This is a genomic window from Candidatus Kuenenia stuttgartiensis (assembly GCF_900232105.1).
Classification (GTDB): domain Bacteria; phylum Planctomycetota; class Brocadiia; order Brocadiales; family Brocadiaceae; genus Kuenenia; species Kuenenia stuttgartiensis_A.
In genome coordinates, this window is record NZ_LT934425.1 from 243,288 (window position 1) to 263,777 (window position 20,490).

The 20,490-nt window shown below is 39.5% G+C and carries 23 protein-coding genes; 3 read left to right on the forward strand and 20 right to left on the reverse strand.

Features of this window, described 5'->3' with window-relative positions; translation table 11 throughout:
* Positions 1 to 45: 45 nt before the first annotated feature.
* The 18 genes from KSMBR1_RS01250 to KSMBR1_RS01330 form a co-directional block, all read right to left on the reverse strand.
* Entirely contained in the window at positions 46 to 255 is a 210-nt protein-coding gene (locus tag KSMBR1_RS01250) for a hypothetical protein (RefSeq protein ID WP_157775639.1), read from the reverse strand.
* Between the two features lie 301 nt (positions 256 to 556).
* Positions 557 to 1,105, reverse strand: a complete 549-nt coding sequence (locus tag KSMBR1_RS01255) for a rubrerythrin family protein (RefSeq protein ID WP_099323693.1) — start codon at positions 1,103 to 1,105, stop codon at positions 557 to 559.
* 74 nt (positions 1,106 to 1,179) lie between these two features.
* The gene (locus KSMBR1_RS01260; RefSeq protein WP_099323694.1) at positions 1,180 to 1,470 is read right to left on the reverse strand and encodes a sll1863 family stress response protein; all 291 of its coding nucleotides are present in this window, start codon (positions 1,468 to 1,470) and stop codon (positions 1,180 to 1,182) included.
* Positions 1,471 to 1,486: 16 nt separating this feature from the next.
* Positions 1,487 to 1,642, reverse strand: a complete 156-nt coding sequence (locus tag KSMBR1_RS23000; RefSeq protein WP_099323695.1) for a DUF3309 family protein — start codon at positions 1,640 to 1,642, stop codon at positions 1,487 to 1,489.
* Positions 1,643 to 1,718: 76 nt separating this feature from the next.
* On the reverse strand, positions 1,719 to 1,895 hold the full coding sequence (locus tag KSMBR1_RS01270) for a DUF1328 domain-containing protein (protein ID WP_099323696.1): 177 nt from the start codon (positions 1,893 to 1,895) through the stop codon (positions 1,719 to 1,721).
* 149 nt (positions 1,896 to 2,044) lie between these two features.
* Complete coding sequence (locus tag KSMBR1_RS01275) at positions 2,045 to 3,004, reverse strand: hypothetical protein (RefSeq protein WP_099323697.1); 960 nt, start codon at positions 3,002 to 3,004, stop codon at positions 2,045 to 2,047.
* 185 nt (positions 3,005 to 3,189) lie between these two features.
* Positions 3,190 to 4,146, reverse strand: coding sequence for a hypothetical protein (locus tag KSMBR1_RS01280; protein ID WP_099323698.1), 957 nt, complete (start codon positions 4,144 to 4,146; stop codon positions 3,190 to 3,192).
* Between the two features lie 2 nt (positions 4,147 to 4,148).
* Entirely contained in the window at positions 4,149 to 4,502 is a 354-nt protein-coding gene (locus KSMBR1_RS01285; protein ID WP_164995109.1) for a hypothetical protein, read from the reverse strand.
* Between the two features lie 21 nt (positions 4,503 to 4,523).
* Positions 4,524 to 6,224, reverse strand: coding sequence for a cytochrome P460 family protein (locus KSMBR1_RS01290; protein ID WP_172953463.1), 1,701 nt, complete (start codon positions 6,222 to 6,224; stop codon positions 4,524 to 4,526).
* Positions 6,225 to 6,478: 254 nt separating this feature from the next.
* Positions 6,479 to 7,900, reverse strand: coding sequence for an IS66 family transposase (tnpC, locus tag KSMBR1_RS01295; protein ID WP_099323701.1), 1,422 nt, complete (start codon positions 7,898 to 7,900; stop codon positions 6,479 to 6,481).
* A gap of 362 nt (positions 7,901 to 8,262) precedes the next feature.
* A complete protein-coding gene (locus tag KSMBR1_RS20590; RefSeq protein WP_157775642.1) occupies positions 8,263 to 8,436 on the reverse strand; it encodes a hypothetical protein in 174 nt (57 codons plus the stop codon).
* A 501-nt stretch (positions 8,437 to 8,937) separates the two neighbouring features.
* On the reverse strand, positions 8,938 to 9,948 hold the full coding sequence (locus KSMBR1_RS20595; protein WP_157775645.1) for a nitrous oxide reductase accessory protein NosL: 1,011 nt from the start codon (positions 9,946 to 9,948) through the stop codon (positions 8,938 to 8,940).
* Between the two features lie 120 nt (positions 9,949 to 10,068).
* Positions 10,069 to 11,454, reverse strand: coding sequence for an MBL fold metallo-hydrolase (locus tag KSMBR1_RS01305; protein WP_099323702.1), 1,386 nt, complete (start codon positions 11,452 to 11,454; stop codon positions 10,069 to 10,071).
* 321 nt (positions 11,455 to 11,775) lie between these two features.
* A complete protein-coding gene (locus KSMBR1_RS01310; protein ID WP_099323703.1) occupies positions 11,776 to 12,240 on the reverse strand; it encodes a MamS/MamX family magnetosome protein in 465 nt (154 codons plus the stop codon).
* A gap of 129 nt (positions 12,241 to 12,369) precedes the next feature.
* Positions 12,370 to 13,779: a cytochrome B6 gene (locus tag KSMBR1_RS01315; protein ID WP_197705300.1), complete on the reverse strand. Its 1,410-nt coding sequence runs from the start codon at positions 13,777 to 13,779 to the stop codon at positions 12,370 to 12,372.
* A 3-nt stretch (positions 13,780 to 13,782) separates the two neighbouring features.
* Entirely contained in the window at positions 13,783 to 14,508 is a 726-nt protein-coding gene (locus tag KSMBR1_RS01320) for a carboxypeptidase regulatory-like domain-containing protein (protein WP_157775648.1), read from the reverse strand.
* 46 nt (positions 14,509 to 14,554) lie between these two features.
* Positions 14,555 to 14,923: a response regulator gene (locus KSMBR1_RS01325; RefSeq protein WP_099323705.1), complete on the reverse strand. Its 369-nt coding sequence runs from the start codon at positions 14,921 to 14,923 to the stop codon at positions 14,555 to 14,557.
* A 448-nt stretch (positions 14,924 to 15,371) separates the two neighbouring features.
* Complete coding sequence (locus tag KSMBR1_RS01330) at positions 15,372 to 17,024, reverse strand: phosphoenolpyruvate carboxykinase domain-containing protein (RefSeq protein ID WP_157775651.1); 1,653 nt, start codon at positions 17,022 to 17,024, stop codon at positions 15,372 to 15,374.
* A 196-nt stretch (positions 17,025 to 17,220) separates the two neighbouring features.
* Between KSMBR1_RS01330 and KSMBR1_RS01335 the strand changes: the two genes are divergently transcribed.
* From KSMBR1_RS01335 to ilvE, 3 genes are all read left to right on the forward strand, one after another.
* The gene (locus tag KSMBR1_RS01335; protein WP_099323707.1) at positions 17,221 to 17,814 is read left to right on the forward strand and encodes a ribonuclease HI family protein; all 594 of its coding nucleotides are present in this window, start codon (positions 17,221 to 17,223) and stop codon (positions 17,812 to 17,814) included.
* Between the two features lie 78 nt (positions 17,815 to 17,892).
* The gene (locus tag KSMBR1_RS01340) at positions 17,893 to 18,612 is read left to right on the forward strand and encodes an ABC transporter ATP-binding protein (protein ID WP_099323708.1); all 720 of its coding nucleotides are present in this window, start codon (positions 17,893 to 17,895) and stop codon (positions 18,610 to 18,612) included.
* Between the two features lie 31 nt (positions 18,613 to 18,643).
* Complete coding sequence (gene ilvE, locus KSMBR1_RS01345) at positions 18,644 to 19,501, forward strand: branched-chain-amino-acid transaminase (protein WP_099323709.1); 858 nt, start codon at positions 18,644 to 18,646, stop codon at positions 19,499 to 19,501.
* A 1-nt stretch (position 19,502) separates the two neighbouring features.
* Here the strand turns inward: ilvE and lspA are convergent, their stop codons facing one another.
* Complete coding sequence (lspA, locus tag KSMBR1_RS01350; RefSeq protein ID WP_099323710.1) at positions 19,503 to 19,982, reverse strand: signal peptidase II; 480 nt, start codon at positions 19,980 to 19,982, stop codon at positions 19,503 to 19,505.
* A 6-nt stretch (positions 19,983 to 19,988) separates the two neighbouring features.
* Complete coding sequence (locus KSMBR1_RS01355) at positions 19,989 to 20,363, reverse strand: TraR/DksA family transcriptional regulator (protein ID WP_157775653.1); 375 nt, start codon at positions 20,361 to 20,363, stop codon at positions 19,989 to 19,991.
* Between the last annotated feature and the right edge of the window lie 127 nt (positions 20,364 to 20,490).

A 20,490-nucleotide genomic window follows, 5' to 3' on the forward strand; every position in this document is an offset into this window, starting at 1 on the left:
ACAGTGTAACATACGGTTAACACGGTGTCCAGCAAAAAATATGGGTCATCCCCAGCTAAAAAGAGGGGATTTAGGGGTGTGTAAATATTCTAAAATCATATTTGTTTGACTATAGAAGATGTTTTCGTCGTATTCCTTCCTGATAAGCTGGCTGTGTACAACTAACTCATTAACAACTGACCAATCATCCTTTGCCAGATCCAGAAATCCTTTTACCGCTTCCTCACGCATGGGATACACGACTGTGATGCTCAAGAGATCATCTTCTACATTTCCAGTGAAAGCAAAGGCATTCCCCTCGTAGCCAATAATGAAGGAAATAAAGGGCGAAGACAGGTTGGTATCAATGGCAAATTATTTTAGGTAAAATGATCAAAAGAAGTGGAAATACAATATTTCCACGTATGATGTGGTTGATCCAAGAGGAGTCTATAAGGGCATATAATTAAAACTCAAGGCATATGAGAATAATCAGGACACTTCCCATATTTCTTGATTGATCTGGGAAAATAAGAGGAAGTGTCCCTATATTTATAATAATGATAAAGGAAAATACTTAAGCAAATTTTTCAAATTTTTCTTTAGTAGCATTGCAAAGAGGGCACGTGTCAGGAGCTTCACCCTCCAAAGTATAACCACAAACGGAACATACCTGGATTGCATCAAGTTTTGGATCATTATTATTATTCACTGCATCTTTCGCCTTATCAAACAGCTTTTTATGCATTTTTTCTGTTCCCAAAGCCCATTCAAAACTTCGTTGTGCATCATTTTCCTTCTGAAATTTTGCAACTTCAATAAAAACAGGGTACATTTCATTGATTTCAAACTCTTCCCCCATCAGAGCAAGACCCAGATTCTTTAGCGTTTCACCGGGACCGAAAGTCGCAGCACTATTCGCCACAAATCCACCGTTCAAATGTTTTAATGTTTCATAATGGCTTCTTGCATGAATCGTTTCTGCATGAGCAATTGCCCTGAATAATCGACCGGCATTAGGATAGCCTTCTTTATCAGCCAGGTTCGCAAAATGGGTGTAGCGCATAAAGGCCTGACTTTCACCCCCAAATGCATTAATCATATTCTGTTCTGTCATCTTTCTCATGTGTATATTCCTCCCCACTGGTTTAATTATAAAATATGCTTAAAAACTTCCTTCATTGTCACTGGTTTTCATGATTAATCTTTAAATTTTGCCATTGCATTGCTAAAAGCGGATTTCAGTGCTTCCCAAGCTGTTTCTGACCCTGCTTTGATATCTTCCCAGGATTCTTCTGCTGCAGATTTGAGTTGTTGGAGCTTGCCTTGCAATGCTTTATAGTCGTTTTCCAATGAATCGATGTTCTTATAGTATTCTATCTTTGCTTCTGCATTTGCCTTGTCCGCTTTGGCCTTTAAATTCTCAATCTTTGATCTCCATTCCCTTAGTTGTGCATCTAGCTTTTCTTCATATGCCTTTCTCTTATCCATAACAAATCTCCTCTTTCTAAATACGCCCGATTAAAAGTAAAATGAGTAAAATTATCAGGATAAATCCCAAAGAACCGCTTGGATAAAACCCCCAACTTATACTATAGGGCCACGTCGGTAATGCCCCAAGAAGAGCCAAAACGAGTAGTACTATCAGTATCGTTCTTAACAATTTATATCTCCTTTTAAAATGGTATAAGATGAAACATATTTTGCTTTTCCACACCTTGAAAGTCTGAAAAAGTATTTCAAACCGGCGGTCTTCGCCTCCCGAATAATCCGGCTATCAAAAAGAAGATAAAGACAACTATAAAAATAAAGAACAATATCTTTGCTATCCCTGCCGACGCAGCAGCCAACCCGCCAAAACCTAAAAAAGCAGCAACAATTGAAATGATAAAAAAAACCAAAGCCCAGTAAAGCATAGTACTATCTCCTTTCATTTTAAAAAAAATTTAAATAACGATTTCTACAGTTTTCATGCAAAAAACCCTTAACAACAAATGGGAAAAATATGTTTATCAAAAATGCACCTGCAGTAAGAATATCTGACAAAAGAATTGACTGACGCAGACTACCATTGTTTTGTTTTGTCGCTATCTTCAACAAATAACTTGCCCGTCACAAGAAGGTTTTGAATTGCTTCCTGATAATACGGCTTTCCCCTGCTTGCAAGGGAACCAGGAAACGTTGCAAGCGTTATATCTGCACATGATTCTGTAAATTCATTCAGTACAATTGCACACCGTTGATCATACGACAAAGTAACATTATGAATCATAGGAAAATCGAAAAGGCTTACCCAAAACTCGGTAGTTTTTTTATCGACTTCCGTAGCATTCTCCTTTATCGTCCTGACTTCCAGCCTGACTAATATTTCTTTTGATTCGATGTTGACTTTTATTACACTCGTTTTATAGTTTCTCTCGATACCTTCTACCATAAGGTTATCTTCCTCTAACTGAAGGGACCCATGGCTTTGTTCAAGCCGTTCAATATCAACCATTCGCGAAAATTTATCGCCGGCTCCTTCCAAAATCAACATCTGCTTTTCAATTATTGTCTGTGCAGTTTGATACAAACGCGTTAAATACTCTTTATGCATATTATTGGATAGAGAAGAAACAGACATTTTTTCTTTCATATATTCAAAAAATGGTTTCAGATTAAAACTTTCATGGAAATTATTTGCAATAAGTTCAAAATTTAACATTTGCTCATTCAGTTTAAACGTATCAGCTTCAGAAAATATTTTTATACTTGAATTGAACAGGTCTTCACGCAATTTATTTTCCGCTTCTTCTTGTTTCCTCATAATACCGGAGTAGACTTGAATTGCTTCCATGGTGAGTACTCCTCTTTCTGTAAGTGCTTTAGCAGCCGCCCGTTCCTTTAAATAATTGGAGCCTAAATATCCGGAAACAAGAATAGCCGTTGCAACAAAAAGACTTCCGCATGGTCCGATATAACAACTGATAAGCCTTTCTACCCTGCTACAATATTGAATATTCGTCTCTTCTTTCTCATATTCCATGCTTATTTTCTCTGTATAAAGGAATCAACATTCTTTTATCTTACAATCCTATATGAATAGGTTCTGTTTCAAAATAAATAACATTGATTTTAAAAAAGGCATTTCTATTACTATTATTTCTCCAGAAAATCGTTACAGTTTTTTTAGACACTTTTCCAACAAAATACTTTGTTCATATTATAAGGCTACCAAAGTTCTTTGTTGATATTTTCATCAAATAATTTTCCTGTCATGAGGAGGTTTTGAATCACTTCCTGATAATAGGGTTTTCCCCTTACGGCCAAAGAACCAGGGAATGTTACCAGTGTGATATCCGCACATGATTCTGTAAATTCATTCAATACAATTGCACACCGTTGATCATGTAACAGGGTAACATTATGAATCATAGGAAAATTAAAATAATCTAGCCTATACTCAGAAATTATTGTATTAACGTCTTCTGAAGATTTTCTCTGTGTTCTTATTTCCAACCTGACCAACATTTCTTTTAATTTATCGTTCGCTTTTCGTACATAAATTTTATAGTTTCTCTTTATCCCTTCTACAATAAGACTTTCTTCTTCTAGTTGAAGACTTCCCTGAATTTGCCCCAGCCTTTCCAAATCTACCATTCGTGAAAATTTCTCACCCTCTCCTTCTAAAACCATCATTTGCTTTTTCATTATCGATTTTGCTGTAGCATATAAACGAGTTAAATATATTTCTTTCGGGGCATATCCCGAAGAAACTTGTATTTGTTCTCTTATAAAACTAAAAAAAGGTTTCAAATTAAAAGTTTCATGGAAGTTTAAAGCAAGAAGTTCCAAATTTAATATTTGTTCTTCAAGTTTACAGGTATCCGGCATAGAAAACACTTTCATACTTGAATTAAACATATCTTCGTGCAATTTATTTTCCGCCTCTTCTTGTTCCCTCATCATATCGGAGTATATCTGTATTGCCTCCATGGTGAGTACACCCTTTTCTGAACGTGCTTTAGCATCTGCCCGCTCCTTTAAATAATTGGAACCTAAATATCCTGAAATAAGTATTGCAGTTGCAATAATCAGGCTGCCACATGGCCCTAGATAATGTGTAGTAAACTTTTCAAATTTAGTACCCAAATATTTTTCTTTTTTAGCTTTTTCTTTCTCCGCCATGCTTATCTTCTCCTTGCCAGGAAAGAACCGTTTTTTTCTTCTAAAACGAAATCATATTGGATCGCATTCTCATAGATATATATTAAAATCGGTTCTGACATTAATTCTTCATTCCGTATTATAAGAAGGCCACGTCCTTTCCCCGGCACATATAATGAATAGGATCCATATTGTGCACATTTTGAAGAGTAAGTCTTTCCGGATGTTAGCATTTCAAGTTTTATCTCTGACCCTTCTGCTATTGGCTTTCCATCTTTTTTTATTGTTCCGTAAATTTCTCCCGAAAAAGCAATAGTAGTATTAAGCAACAGAAACAATATAACTATTAAATATTTTTTCATTCCCGATTCCTTCATTGCCTCCAAATGCTTAATCGATTAGTAGGTATGCATTACTTTTAAAGGAGTTGTCATGATATAATCATTACTGGTCTGTGCCCCATGGCATTTAATACATGATGACAGCTTACCGGCCAGCTTGATGGTCTTCGTCTCTCCGCCTTCTTCTTTCTCTGTGACCATAACGTCACCATTCGGTTCATATTTAATCCAGAACCAATCCTTCGCATCAGGATCAAAACCTTTTATTTTCTGCATTACCGTTATAGAATCAATGTTTTTATCCTTTCTATAATTCTCTTTAATTATTATCGCACCTGGTTGTAATTCACCTTTCTTATGTTTAATTGCCTCATGGGCGAGATCGTTTACATATGTGGTAAGCCAAAACCCATGTGGTTCTGTTCCTTCATAAAAAGCATTTTTCCCGGGCCACATTTTCCAGTTTTCCCGATACTTTTCATTTTGCATTCTTTCCCATAGTTCTTTCGCCATTAATTCATAAACAGGCTCGGTTCCTTTCGGTTTTTCCTCTGTTATTTCTTTTTTTGTAATACTTTTTACAAAACTTGTATAAATATAATCATTAAGAAACTGGTTTTTGTGACAAGAAATGCAGTTATCGACTTTACCAGCCAAAGAAATAGTTTTCCCATATTTTTCTTCAGTCATTATTGCACCATTTGGTTTAAACTTGATCCAAAACCAATCATTGTTTTCAGGATTAAAACCTTTTATCTTCTTCATTACGGTAATGTATTCTAAACTTTTATCAAACATGTAGTTTTCAGTAACGATAACAGCATCAAAAGGCATGGACTCTTTCTTACTGACAATAGAATCATAAGCCACTTCATTTACATACGTGCTCAATAAAGTCCCATGTGGATCAATTCCATTATAGAAAGCCTCTTTATCTGGCCACATTTTCCAACTTTCCTGGTAATTGTCACTCTTCATTTTATTCCAGATTTCAGTAGCTATCCTTTTGGCATTCATAACTTCTTCTTCTTTCTTTTTTGTCTCGCTTATTTCTTTCCCTATGTCCACAATCGGACTTGTATAAATATAATCATTGTCGGTCTGCAAACTATGGCATTCTATACAATCAGCAACTTTTCCTGCCAACTTTAATGCCTTATTATTTTTTTTAACAGTTGTAATTTCACCATCAGTTTCATATTTTACCCAAAACCAATCATTCGCAAGCGGATTGAAGCCTTTTATTTTATGCATTACTGTTATAAAGGTAATGTTTCTATCTGATGTATAATTCTCAGTAATAATTATCGCTCCAGAGGACAGCTTTCCTTTCTTATTTTTAATTGCATCATATGCAATATCATTCACATAGGTAGTCAGCAATTCCCCATGTGGCTGCCTTCCTTTATAAAAGTCTCCCGTATCCGGCCATAACTTCCAATTCAGTTTGTAATTCTCTTTGTGTATCGTATCCCAGAGTTCCTTTGCTTTCCCCTCCGCATCTGTTATTATCATTTCCGTTTTTTCTGTTTCAGGCAATCCTTTCTCCGTCTCCAAAGATGTTCCTTCTCCTGTAATTCCGGTCTTTTCTTCTTCAGAAACGTATGGTGATTTCTCTTTAGCAGACGCAGGTGTACTTTTTTCGACCGTTTCTGTTGATTCTTCAGATTTGTATCCCCTACCTATTTTTTTACATCCTATTATGGGGAAAAAACCAATTGCAATTACAACTAATAATGATAATAAATATTTTTTCACTTTTATCCCTCTCATTAATTTTTTGATTTAATTTTAGTTTGCATTCGTAATTATTCAGCGTAAACGATACACGGCTCGTTCCCAAACCTTGTACTGAACATAGTATCGTTTACGCTGAATAGTTACCTTTTAAGAGCATCGTCTCTGTCACCTGTTCTCCATCATAAACTTTAGCAAATTAAAGCATCCCCGCTCAAAATTGAGGCTAATTGCAAAATTTTGGTATCTATTCAGCGTATTTTCACCCACTGTCGCTACGAGCTAGCAAAATCAGGCAATTCGCCACGGAATAGCATCTGTAATGCCCGGCTCAAATTTACACCTTGTTTTCGACAGGTCGAGAGATAACTCCGAATGCGGCAGAAAATTTTCGCTCCCTCCAAAGAACGAAAACAGCCAGATATCTTCTGCTGAACCTTCGTCATCCTGATATCGTTTTCTGCCAAATTGTTCGTAAAGGGAACATTTTTATTGTCCATAAACCTCAACACATCACCCTCATACGTCCTCAATCGTTCCAGAAGATTCCGTGCCTTTGTCCTTTTTACCCTCCCCCTTTTTCCCTTACGGTTCGTTTCATCAGGAGGAGGGCTTTCGGCTTCTGCGTTTTGGAGTATCTTCCTATACCTTTGCCGGTATTTTTCTGACTCATCAGTTCCCAGCATTCCCCCGGCATCACTCGTCGCACGGTTTATCTCTTTAAGTAATGCTTTCATCTCTTTCGCCCACTCCTGCTTATTATCATCTTCCCACACACCATCCAATTCCCTCAAGTGGTGTGCATTACACAACGCATGCGTACAGTTGCTATAGGTGTAATACGACTTCAAATGGTCGTGGCAAAGAATCCCCTTAAATTCAGGTAATATCCCGATACTATTTATCGCTTCTGTTCCACGTCTTTCATGCGGGAAAAAGTACGTCCACAAACTATTGGATGCACTGTGCAACCAATACCTGTCTCCATTCTTGTTGATACTAGTTTCATCCACATGCATCACCTCTGATTTTGCAAGTTCTTCCCTGGCTCTCACTTCGAAGGGTTCCAATGACTCGTAGGCTTCCCTGTTAAAGTTGTAAACAGAACCTTCACTCAGCGGTATCCCAATCTGTCCTTCAAAATACTCCTGTATCCTCTTGTAGGGTATCAATTGATACTGCGACATATAGACTGCATGCGCTTTCAAATCCGGACCATACTGCACCGCCTTTGTTACCCCTTCCGGAAATGACGCTACAATCCGGTTCCCTTTCGCATCCTCTACTACCTCTGCACGATACTCCGTTACTACACGCGAAATCTTTATATCAAACACCTGGCGTGCTTCGTAACCTACCACCTTGTATTTGCTGCGCGGATACTTCCTCCGGTCTACTTTTATTACTTCCACCTCATCAGGATTGTCTACCTTTTTGAGCGTTACTCCATCACGGCCCTTTTGCCCGCCTGCCTTCCTTTCACCCTTCGCCTTGCTTTCTTTCTTGCGATTCGGATCGCTTGAGGGAGGCTTGCTGCTGTTGCGGCTGTTCCGGTTCAGACGTCCTACCAGCAGTGTTATCAATAATACCAACAACTCTATCATTGACCTCACCGCCGGTGACAGCCCTTTCTCTTCTGAAAGCAGCTTCTCTACTTTTTGGAGTGTTGCGTCTACGTCTATATTCTCTATCGTCAATGGATGATACCTGTATATATAATTAGCCTGAAATTATCTACTGCATCTATTATACTGCAGGTTTTTTCACCCTTTTCTTTCGCTCTATAACACACCACAAGGGCTCGAAATTCTATAACTGAACAGACCCCACACACGTCTCTATGCACGGCATCTTGCTGCCTGTTTTTAACGCATTTACAAACATATACATACACTACCAGGTAAATTGCTTGTTTGTAACATTTCTGCTGTCAAGTAAATTCTAAATTATTTTCGCTGAATAGTTACAAATTTTGTAAGGCCTGTTGATTTTGCGCCGGACATCTGCACGCCAGATGAGGGATACATGGTAATCGCCGCAATCTTTATCCCATACGATTTCAGCGCTTCAATCTCCAGACCAAGATTGACATCCAGGGAGGTTCACCGTCAGGCACAAAAGTAAGGTAATCTATGTATTCTCCAGATTCCCTTAGCTTCTCTATTTTCTCATCCGCTTCTTTCAGAATAACATCAGGTTTATAAAATTCACGTCGCTTAACAAGCCTTCGCATCGTGTACCCCAACTGGCAATAAACACATGAATAGGTGCAAACTTTCGGTGGAATATTGTTAATACCAAGACTGCGCCTTTATCCACCCTACTAAAGACTGTTTTGGCCAACGATTATCTTCTTCTTCTTTTTAACTCAAAATTTTAGATAGCCGCCTTACCCACCTCTACTGCAACTTATGTGATATCTCCTTGAGTTTTTTTCGTGCCAGGCCTTTAATACATATTTTTAAATTAGGTTGGGTTTTTAAATAAAAAACCAACCGGCATTCATTTTTACCCACCCCTTACCCCTCCAAATAGGGGAATTTGATATAGAGACGCAGGGCCATGCGTCTCTATAGGAGGGGTTTGAGGGGTGGGTTTGTTCATTGCTTAACTGAAAATATTGAAATCCATAAACATTTAATGTCGTAGCAAGTCTCGCCTTACCGCTACATAATCGGTTTAAAATCCCTAAGTATTTAATTCTCAAGTACAGTCAGGCTTATTATGAAAAATACTAATGCCCTGATGGTTGTTTGCCTCTTTTTTCAAGGGCTTCTTCAAATGTGTAGATTTTTCCACCAAATCCTTTTTGGAATTTTACTGCATCATCCTTTTTGCCAAAGGCGATCCAGTTATCAGAACAAGCAGGAACGGCATCGCTATGATGGAGCATGTACATCTTTGAAACATCCATCCATTCGCCGCTAATAAAATCCCTTGCCCTAACGGATGCTATTTTGTCTTTATTTCCTGCATGTTCCCATAACCCACAGTGTGGACATATATATGATACTGTTTCACCATTGGTATAGGTAATCTGGTAATCAGTATTTTCATTCCCTTTCAGCGGCATATGACACAAAGGGCATCTCACCTCTTTTTGCACCGCCAAGTAGCCCTCACATTTCATGTTTGTATTAAAGTATGCGTTACTTCCTTTAAGTTCAAATTTTCGTTCTCCATCATGAAAACTGGCAGAAACAACTCTTCCCTGCATAAATACCCGATTAAGTTTGCTTTTGGTGTTTGTATGCATTACAGGGGTTGCGTTGTCACCTCCAAGCACAGGTTCCGTTGTTAATACCATAATCTTACCACCATCGACTGTCACAGCGAAATTACCACCCTTGCCAGAGAATGCTATTTTCGCACTACCAGCGCTTTCTATCTTACCATATGCGGCGCAAATGATTTTTGCAAATGCTATAGCTGCTTGTTTTTGTTCTTCATTTTTTGCATCAACATAAATACGCACCCATTCTCCCGGTTTCGTTGCGTATGCAATTTTTACCCCTGTCAGGTCTGTACCCTTAAATATACTTTCTTCCAAAGACAGAGCGGCCACCGTCTGGCACCCCATGTTGAAAGAAATCAATTCGCAAGGGCAGGGAATATCACAACTGCACCCTTCTACAAAAACACCTTCAATATGATATGTTTCCTCCGCAGTAACATTTGAGACAAAGAACAGAGGAATACCAACAAAAAACAGTATCAATAAAAGAATATAATATTTTGTACGCATGTTAAACCTCCTTCGTTAATGTTTTTAACTTTCCGATTTCATCCGCACTATCTTTGTTATTTTTCACCTGCTTGGAGTTTCACAACCAATAGCATCGGCGCTCATTTTTCGTATATACTTTCATACCTTTAATGGTAGCCCGGCATTGGACCATGCCTGCATCCCACCGGCAAGATTGTGTACGTTTGTATAGCCATGTAGTTGTAAGTAACTTGCCCCTATACTCCCGCGATATCCCACGCGACAGGTAACTATAATTTTTTCTTCTTTGGGCAAATCCACTTCTTTAAGAAGCATGTCCGATAGCGGCAAAAGCTCCGCTTCTTCTATATGCCCTTTGTTCCATTCAGATTCCGACCTGACGTCTATTATATACTGATACGTACTACTCTTAATTTCATCGCGCAATTCCTGCGCCGAGATCTGAGGAAGTCTTTGTATAGGAAACCCCTGCTCCTGCCAGGCCGAAATGCCGCTTTGCAAATATCCAATAATATTGTCGTAACCAATCCTGTAAAGGATGGAGCGCATATCTCTATACTTTGTGTCTTCGGTAAAGACCAGGAGGATGTTAGACTCAGGCTCCACCGCCATACCGATCCAGTTCGCCATTTGACTCCCAAAGCCGATATTAATACTTCCCGGAATATGTACGCCGCCATAGGCAGATGCATCCCTTGTATCAATGATCTTCGCTCCTCTTTTCAGTGCTTCCCTAAATTGCAAGGGTGTCAGAGGTCTGTCATCGTTGAATTTATCCAGCCATGGTGCACCTTTCATGTTCATTGATATAATGTGAGAAAAACTCTTTGGGCGATCAGGGTATTCCCGCATTAAAGATTTTTTAAATTCATCCAAAGAATCAAGACGTAGAAGAGGGTTCGCGTGGCGTTCATATCCCAGCGTTGTGCTGGTTTTAGAACTAATGCCTTTTCCGCAAAGAGAGCCTTGTCCATGTGCCGGATAAACCCCTAAACGATCGGGTAGTTTACCTAATTTTTTATAAATACTTTCATAAAGATTTTTTACCTGTTTTTCTAAAAGTTCTTTACCTGCCAGGTCAGGCCTTCCTACATCCCCGACAAACAGAAGATCACCGGTTAGCATAAACCATGGTTCCTCCTCCGACCTGCTTGTGTCTTTTACTAAAAGCGAGATGGAATGCGGCGTGTGTCCGGGAGTATGTAGCACCTCAAGTATTGCCGTACCTAATTCAATAGTGTCTCCTTCTTTTAAAGTCTTGTGTTTAAAGGCAACGGGCGCTTTCTCGTAAAAATAGATATCAGCGCCTGTACGGGCGGTGATTTCCAAATTGCCGCTTATATGATCGGCATGGATATGTGTTTCGATAACGTGTGTTATCTTCATTCCCTGATTTCTCGTTATATCAAGGTATTCCTGTATCTCTCTTTTAGGGTCAATAACTGCCGCAACTTTTGCAGCGGGGCAACCAATCACATAAGAAAGGCAACCGATCCCAGGAGTTTCAATTTGTTTGAAATACATGTTAATTCTCCTTGCCGGGTATTTGAGCATTTGGCAATAGTTCACCCACCTATAAATAAAAAATACGAAGCACGAAATCCGAAATCCGAAACAAATTCCAAAATCCTCCCCCTTGCCTCCTCTAAAGGGGGATAATGTCCCCCGCTGGCGGGGGTGCAGGGGGTGGATTCGTATTTAGCATTTCGTATTTCACCATTAAATACTTTGTCAAAAAGCACGCACTGACGAATGGAAGTGTGCAAAGAAATTGCCTATAAGGTTCGTCTCCTGAGAGGGGCGGAACTATTACATTATTTATTATTTGTATGAAAAACAGCAACGTTACTTTCTTCGCCATCCGCTCCATACAGGAGTTCCTTTTTCATCGCGAAGCGTTAATACAGCATCGCCCTTCCTGACATTTGCGGCAATGATTGCCGGTTTTCCTTCGAAATTAATCCTCGAACCTTTGACCTCAATCATATCATTCTGTTCGATAGCAATTTCCTGGTTCTCAATATACCAGGCCGGACCCAGATGAACCGGAATTTCTCCCTTATCCGTTTTTAGCGTAAGGTGTACACCGCCGGACATGCCCTTCTGAGGGATAAAGATATCTACATTCGTCACCTCTCCATGTAAGGTCTCTACAGTAGCCGGATCAAATAACCTCCCGTATTGTCCGCTTGTACTCCAGCCACAACTTCCTTTCCACTTCATACCCCCCTTGGGCTGGGAAAAGGATTCTGTTAACATACTGGTAGTAACTATTACCACTACTGCTACAATCACACTTATCTTCTTCATTTCGCATTCTCTCCTTTCTTTATTATCTCTGAACAGCAACCGCTATGTCGCACTTGCGACACGCTGTAATCAGGAAAAACATTTAATTTTTATACGATAGCTGTTGTTTTCAAGCTGGAACAAATACCATCATAATTGTCTCAGGAAGGCAACGAGGTCATTTTTCTCTTCCACATTCAGGTTTGTTTCTAACACAAGGTTAAAAAATTCCACAGTATCTTCCAGCGTCAACAATCTCCCGTCGTGCAGATAAGGGGGCGAATCTTTAATTCCCCTGAGAGGGAATGTCTTGATAGGCCCTTCTGCGCGGATATACTGACCATTGATCACCTGCGGCTTGTAGAATCTCTCAACCTGAAGATCGTGCATAAGGTTATCGGTGTAATATGGTGCAGGGTGACATTTAAAGCATTTTCCTTTGCTGAAAAATATTGCCTGTCCCCTTATTTCAGAATCGGTAGCCTTTTTTGTATCTAGGCGGCCAAAAATATCAAGTTTTGGCGCTGGAGGAAAATCCAGAAGCGACTGAAACTCTGCCATGAAATGTACCTGGCTGCCGCGTTCAAGAATATTTGTACCTTTCTTTATTGCCGTCAGAATATCTCCGTCAAAATATGCGGCTCGCTGCTCAAACTCAGTGAAATCCTCTATGGATTTTAATGCGCGTTGCGACCCGAAAAGCCGCTGAATATTAACCCCACGTAACGTTGGGGTATCGAGGCGATTTCTATGAGATTGCGGACGGATATCTCCCACCAGATGCGTGGCTGCCGATGTGTGGCCATTCAGGTGACAATCAAAACAGGTTACTCCCTGACTGGGCTTTTCACTCTTCCTGTCAGCAGTTGCATTAAACTGCTGCTGAGGAAACTGTGTTACCAAAAGCCGCAGGCCCTCAAGTTGTTTAGGATTTAAAAGACCATTAAACAATTCATAATAGTTTTCCAAAGTCACCACTTTCCCCTGAGACACATCTCCTTTATCCTTATGAGTAGTAAGAAAAATGGCAGGCGGAAATTCTGGCAAAAAATACTCCGGTATGTCAAAATCCAGATCAAAGCGCTTCAGCCGTGGGAATTTTTCCACCTGTATTTGAGAAAACAACATCCCGCCGGTGGCATGGTTTGGATGGGGCAGAGGAAGATACGGAAATACATTTTTTTCTTTTATATCTTCCGGCGTCATAGTTGACAGTTTTTCCCATGACATTCCATCTTTCAACCGCGCAGTGGGCCCTACCGGCAAAGGTTTTCCACGTGACATGGTGACGTCGTTCGTTACTTTCATGGAGAGATCATAGCGTTCATTAAGCAAATCCATATGGCGTTTCATAATGCCGTCCTTCTTTGCTTTATCATGTTCAATAGCCTTATCAATCGGTTCTTCTATGACTGAAGAATAGCTAGATTCCCTACTTTCCTGTTTTATAATTGGCTTGTCAGAAATCGCGCCTTCCTGTGCATGGGAAAACTTCAATCCTGCACAAAATAATATAGTAATAGTCAAAAGTCTTATGCCGTATTTCCTTTCAATAACCATACCCTACCTCCTCCTTTTAAGTTCAAAATTAACGTTTACCGTCTTTCCCTCTTCCACCACAACCTCTTTGGACAAAGACATAAGCCTTTCGTGCCAGGTTTTTAGCACATATTTACCAGGTGGAACACCTTCAATACTATAATTTCCTGCATCGTCGGTAACTGCAAAATACGGATTCTCAAATGAAACGACAAATCCGGACATTTCTGCATGTACATTGCAAAGCAGCGGGGTTTCTCCCACAACATCGAATAAGACTTCTTTCACAACGCCGGCGGGATAGGTGCCAAGGTTAAATTGCATTGCAGCAGTTGGGGGAGAGAAAACATTGTGTCGTACAGCATCACTATTCGGAAAGTCAACAACGGTGCCTTTTTGTATTGCTATTACATGCGGAACATAGGTTAAATTCAATTGGTCTACTACCGCATGTTCTTTTGGCGGATCAAATACGTTATCTCCAACTTTTTCAATAAACACAATAGCATCGGCATTTGTCCTTGATCTCGCACAGGTAACAACCCCTTTAATGGTTCCCGCATTCTCGATTTCCGGAACATTTTTAACCGCTTTTTTTAACTCCAATTGTGCGGCGCTAAGTTTCTTCTGTAGCGCTGCCGCTTCTTCAGCGCTTAAAGTCTCTCCCTCCTCTGCGTATACCAACGGCACTGCATTAAGCGTAAATACAATGAAAAACAAGACAAAAAAGTTCATCACATTTTTTTTCATTTGTACTTTTCTCTCTTTTGCAAAAAACATTTAATAATTAACCTTATTAAATACGCCCCCCATTTTCCCCCAGGATTCCTCTTATCGTATTTTTTAATTCTTTAAGATCAGATGATTTTGTTAGGTATGCATCGGCCGGCCATGACAAAAAACTTGCCTTATAACAACTATATGCCGTGTTGATAATGACTGGTATTTTTCTATGCTCGCTTAAAATTTTCCCCATAGACTCAAGTCCATCCATCTTAGGCATAACAATATCCATTACTATTATATCCGGTAAATAATCATCTACCATTTTTATGCAATCTGTTCCATCCCCTGCGGTTACAACATTATACCCTTCCCTTTCCAATTCCTGTTTGTACCATAAGCGTTGATTTTTATCATCTTCTACGACTAGAATAGTTTTCATACGTCCCTCCTTTGTAAATCACTTTCAATCACCATATTTACAGATACAAAAAACAATTTGGCTTTAGGACGGTTATTATTTTTCTTTTTTTATCTACCAGAAAATATCTCTTTCCCGCATGCTACACTATTAATTTATATTTACCAATACCCTAAAATGGGTACACCCGTTCTAGTGTACCCAAAAGTATGTACCACGATAGAAACACCTTTATTTAGCGTATAGAGCCGCCATGATTCCCTCTTCACAACTTCTTTCATAGCCCTTCTTTTGCGGGAAATACCTGCGGGTATGATTTATAAATACATTTTTTCAAACGAATATTTATAACATTTATTTGTGTGTTCATTCCATTTTCTAATTGAAAACCACACCATCTCCATCTTCTCAGTTCAGCGGTTTAGTGGTTTTTTTATCCTGAGAAATAGTATAACACCAATTGCTTTCTCTATATTGTCTCTACCGCTTTAACAATTTCTTTATTTAATTTGTCAAACCCTTTAATGTATTCAATCCGCTCACGCCTCAAATCAGACACCTGTTGCGCAATACTTGTCTCATTGTAAAATTTCTCAACCCTATAATTGGAAATGTCCATACCTTCAACGTATGCAGGCGACGCGAAATTCCAATGCCTGTCATTTTCCCATTTAATTGTTCCGCGAACAATGCCCCGGATTATCGCTGACATTTCTACAATCTCTACACGCTTCACCTTGCGCTTTGTTACCTTCTTTCCATCCGGCAGTTTTTCAATAATCTCCCCTACTCCACCTGTATTTAACTGGTAACATTGCACCTTACCTTCATTTCGCTTTACAAAATCATAAAACCAGTTTCCATCATAGGATTTATCTCCTATGATAAATGGATTTGTTCCAACGGAACGGACAGACTCCCCCGCTCGTTTCGGGTCGCCAGCGGACGTTTCAATCGATTCTCCAAGCATGAATACTGCTCCTGCCTGTTCCGGAGTAAGTTTCGCCGCTAAAGGAACAACCGTATGGCGGCGTGTAATGAATGCAACAATTAATCCATCCATTTCGTCAATAGCCGGTAAATCAATACTCTCTGAAATATACGGATGTAAATCACTCCGGAGCATAATCCCACGACCGTTACTCGTTAGTGTATAGTCATCGAAAAAAACATTTCCTTCATAATCAACCATGACATTTTCAAAGATGGCATTCCGTGATATTGAGGCCTTGTAGATAATTGGTTGAGAGACAGCGTCTAATCCTTCCGTCTTTAAATAAAACCCGCGTTCTGAGCCATAAGCAGAGCCGTCTTTTTTGAGAAATACCACATCATCCTGTAATATTTCAATACCCTCTCCCTCATCGCTCAAATCATGTGTATGGCATGTATGGGTTGTTTTGCCCGTACCGCTCAACCCCAAAATAAGCATCCCGTATTTTTTTATGCCGCCATCAATTCCCCTTGCTTTTATAATCTTAGCGCCGGCATGGAGACCAAGCATCCCCCTTTGTTTAGCATTCCACATAGCCATTCTCAGGAACCCTTTTTTGGATTCGCCGTAATAATCCGTCCCCAGGACAACCGTAGTGCTTATTTCAGGAAAGACTACTATTTGCCTGGCACTCTCCTGCCACTCTGGGATATATATTATATATTGTTTCGGCTCTGTTTCCTGCTTTGGCGGGAAGAGAGCGGCCCATGCCATGTATGCCAGGCGGATCATTTCCGGACGTTGTATGGAGACAAAAATAGTACAATTCGGCGAGAATTCACGATTGTCACCCATATTCCGGTTAATCCTGACAAATGGCGCTTTTCTTATATATAATTCAACAGAATCCAATGTTTTTGCGAGATTATTCACTATTTCTGTTTGTAGGGGATGAAGAGACGTTTGACATACTTCAGGACTTCCTATGCACACGGTTAATTTAGCGCTGCGATTCTTTACGGTAGAATGGACTGCAATATTTCCAAATTGTGTAAACAAAGCGTGCCTTTCTGCATTACGCCGCAATGTCCAATCAGTGGAATTAATTACATTTGGTGCTTCTTTTAAATATTGTACTATCCTGTTTATTGACTGAATCTCGTTTTCGAACGATGTGGTTGAAATCATTTTCTCTCCTTTCTTCATGTATGATTCTTAAAACAGACTTTTACACAATGGACCATCAATAACCAAACCCGCCTCATTATAATAAACACATATAATAGGCAAACAGCAAAATACTTTAAATAATAATTGCCATTCATGCCTCTGGATTTTAGAATGAGGCTTGTAAAATATCCGCATACATTCAGCTTAAGCCAACATGGAAAAAATAAAGTTGCAGGCGTTATCAGCTCTCATATCCCGATACGTAGACAGAAAAAGGCTCATCCGGGAAAATCCACATATCACAAATGAAATGATTGATATTTTTTTTCAAAAGGGCTCAGGGGACAGTGAAGCGGGAACATCCATTGCCTCATCCCCTCATTCTTTATCACCAAATAAGAAATTTCATACATTAGTTATTCATACAGACGGCGCTTCGCGTGGAAATCCGGGAAAGGCGGGAGCTGGCATTGCAATTTTTGATGGCAATTATCATCTTGTTGAAGAAATCGGTAAATTTTTAGGAGAAGCCACCAACAATGTAGCGGAATATGAAGCCATGATTCTTGCCGCCCAAAAAGCCGTCTCTTACTATCCCGGCAAAGTAGTTTTCAAAACTGACAGCGAACTGCTGGTACGGCAGGTAAAGGGCATCTATCGGGTAAAAAATCCTACGCTGATATCTCTCCATAAAAAACTCATGACTCTTTTTAAAACGCTGCCATTGTGGGAAATATCTCATGTTCCCAGAGAAGAAAATTCTCTTGCAGATACCATTGCCAACAGAGCGATTGACTCCGCATCATAAAGTGCGTTAAATTAATAATTGAATAATAGTTACCTGTGTGATATAGTTACCTCGAAAAGTTCACCTTTTAGCACAAACATGTCAAATCCAACTGTTAACGATAACAACCATACGCTATTACAAGCTATAAATATATACAAAGAATACAAAAGCGGTGAACAAATATTACCCGTCTTGCGAGAAATATCCCTGTCGGTTGAAAAGGGTGAAATTGTTGTAATCGTAGGTGCTTCAGGCGCCGGGAAAAGCACATTATTACATATCCTAGGGGCTTTGGATACACCGACTTCCGGCTCTTTACTTTACAAAGGGAATGATGTATCCCGGTTAAGTCCGTCAAAACAAGCTGAATTGCGCAACCGCGTTTTTGGTTTCGTTTTCCAGTTTTATCATCTTCTGCCTGATTTTACTGCATTGGAAAATGTTTTGCTACCCTGTTTTATAGGAAAACAATTTTCAAAAAATGCGCCGTCAAAGGAGAATTTTCATAATCGGGCAGTTTCTCTCTTGGAAAGGGTAGGGCTTGGTGGTCGATTAACACACAAGCCGCATAAATTGTCCGGAGGAGAAAAACAACGGGTAGCAATTGTACGGGCACTTATCAATCAACCTGAATTGTTATTATGCGATGAACCTACGGGAAATCTTGACACACAAACGGGCGATGGAATCAGAGACATGATATGGGGATTGAACAAAACCATGCATCAAACAGTTGTCATTGTTACGCACGATCAAGGCATGGCAGACCAGGCAGACCGGGTTATTAAAATAACAGACGGCCGCATTATCTATTAAACAGCATGTGAAAGGAGTAAACAAAACTACAATGGGATTAAAGGTTTATATAAGCGGTAAATTATTTCCAAAAGAAGACGCCAAAATATCCGTATTTGACCATGGACTTCTTTATGGCGATGGTGTTTTTGAAGGCATACGTGTTTACAATCAAAATATATTTGCGCTGGATGAACATATTGACAGACTTTACAATTCTGCCAGAGCCATTGACCTTACCATACCCATAACAAAACCGGAAATGGTAAAAGCAATAAAAGATACTTTAGAAGCAAATAAACAAACTGATGCTTACATAAGAATTGTTGTTACCCGCGGTACCGGAAAACTTGGCCTTGATCCCAATAAGTGTTCCACTCCGGAAATTATTATCATTACAGATATGATAGAATTATACCCTAAAGCCCTTTATGAAAACGGACTGGAAATAGTTACGGTAACTACCATAAGGAACCATTACTCTTCCCTGGACCCAAAAATCAAGTCTCTTAATTATCTGAATAATATCCTGGCGAAAATTGAATCGATACGGTCAAACGCAGGCGAGGCATTGATGCTCAACAAAGATGGTTATGTGGCAGAATGTTCCGGGGATAATATTTTCATTTTTAAAAATGACACGCTTCTCACTCCTCCGGAAAGTGCCAGCATATTAATTGGCATTACAAGAAACTGCGTCATGAAACTCGCAAAAGATATGGGAATTACCGTAAGAGAGGAATTAATGACGCGATATGATTTGTACTTTGCAGATGAATGTTTTTTAACAGGAACTGCCGCGGAAATTATACCGGTAGTAAAAATCGACGGGCGAACGATAGGCACGGGCAAACCTGGAAAAATCACTCTCGACCTATTGGCACGTTATCGCCTGCTAACGACAAAATAACCTATTGCCCTGATTTTTTATGCTTTGAAGGAGAAAATGAGGCGAAGACCATTAGCGAAATACCTACACAAATCAAGCCATCCGCTACGTTGAAGGTGGGCCAATGATATTTTTCGCCCAAGTGCAAATCAATAAAATCCCTCACGCATTTAAACCATATCCTATCCCACAAATTTCCAATAGCACCCGCCAGAATAAGCCCTAAAGCAACGTTCGAACTAAAGATATTTTTATCTGATTTAATATAAATAAATAAAATTGCCGCAATAGCCAGAAGAGAAAGTAAGATAAATATATTGGCTTTCCCGGGAAACATCCCAAAGACTATCCCTTTGTTTTCGCTTTGTATTATATTTAGAAACCCGGGAATGATCGTTATTTTTTTAAACCGGTCTGGCTGAGAAAAAACATACCATTTTGAAACAATATCAGCAAAAATGCCACTTACAATAGTAATGACAAACGAAATTTTTTTCTTCATAGCTGATTAGATGTTGCCAAGTTCTTCTTCCCTTTGACAATTTACGCAAAGACTTGCATAAGGGACCGCTTTCAATCGTTCCCTGTTAATTTTCTTCTCGCATGCTTCACATATGCCAAAGGTGCCTTCTTCTATCCTTTCCAATGCATCATCTATGCTTCGCACGCTATCTTCTCCGCTCTGCATAAGCTCAATCATCAGCTCCCGCTCATAGTTGTCTGTACCAACATCTGCCATATGGATAGGAACGTTTGATAAATCCCCCGATGCATCTTGTCTTGATTTTTTCAATGTCTCTTCCTGCATGTAATCAACCTTTCCAACCAATTTTTCCCTTAGCGAAAGGAGCAGCTTCCTGTAAGGTGCGTATTCATCCTTCATTTCTTTCTCCATAAAATTAATTTGGCAGAGAACTATTCCACAAACCATAGCACACTATACTTGCAAGTAAATATTTGGGAAGTTTAGCACATATTAGTAATTAGTCAATGAAATTCTAATGCCGTTT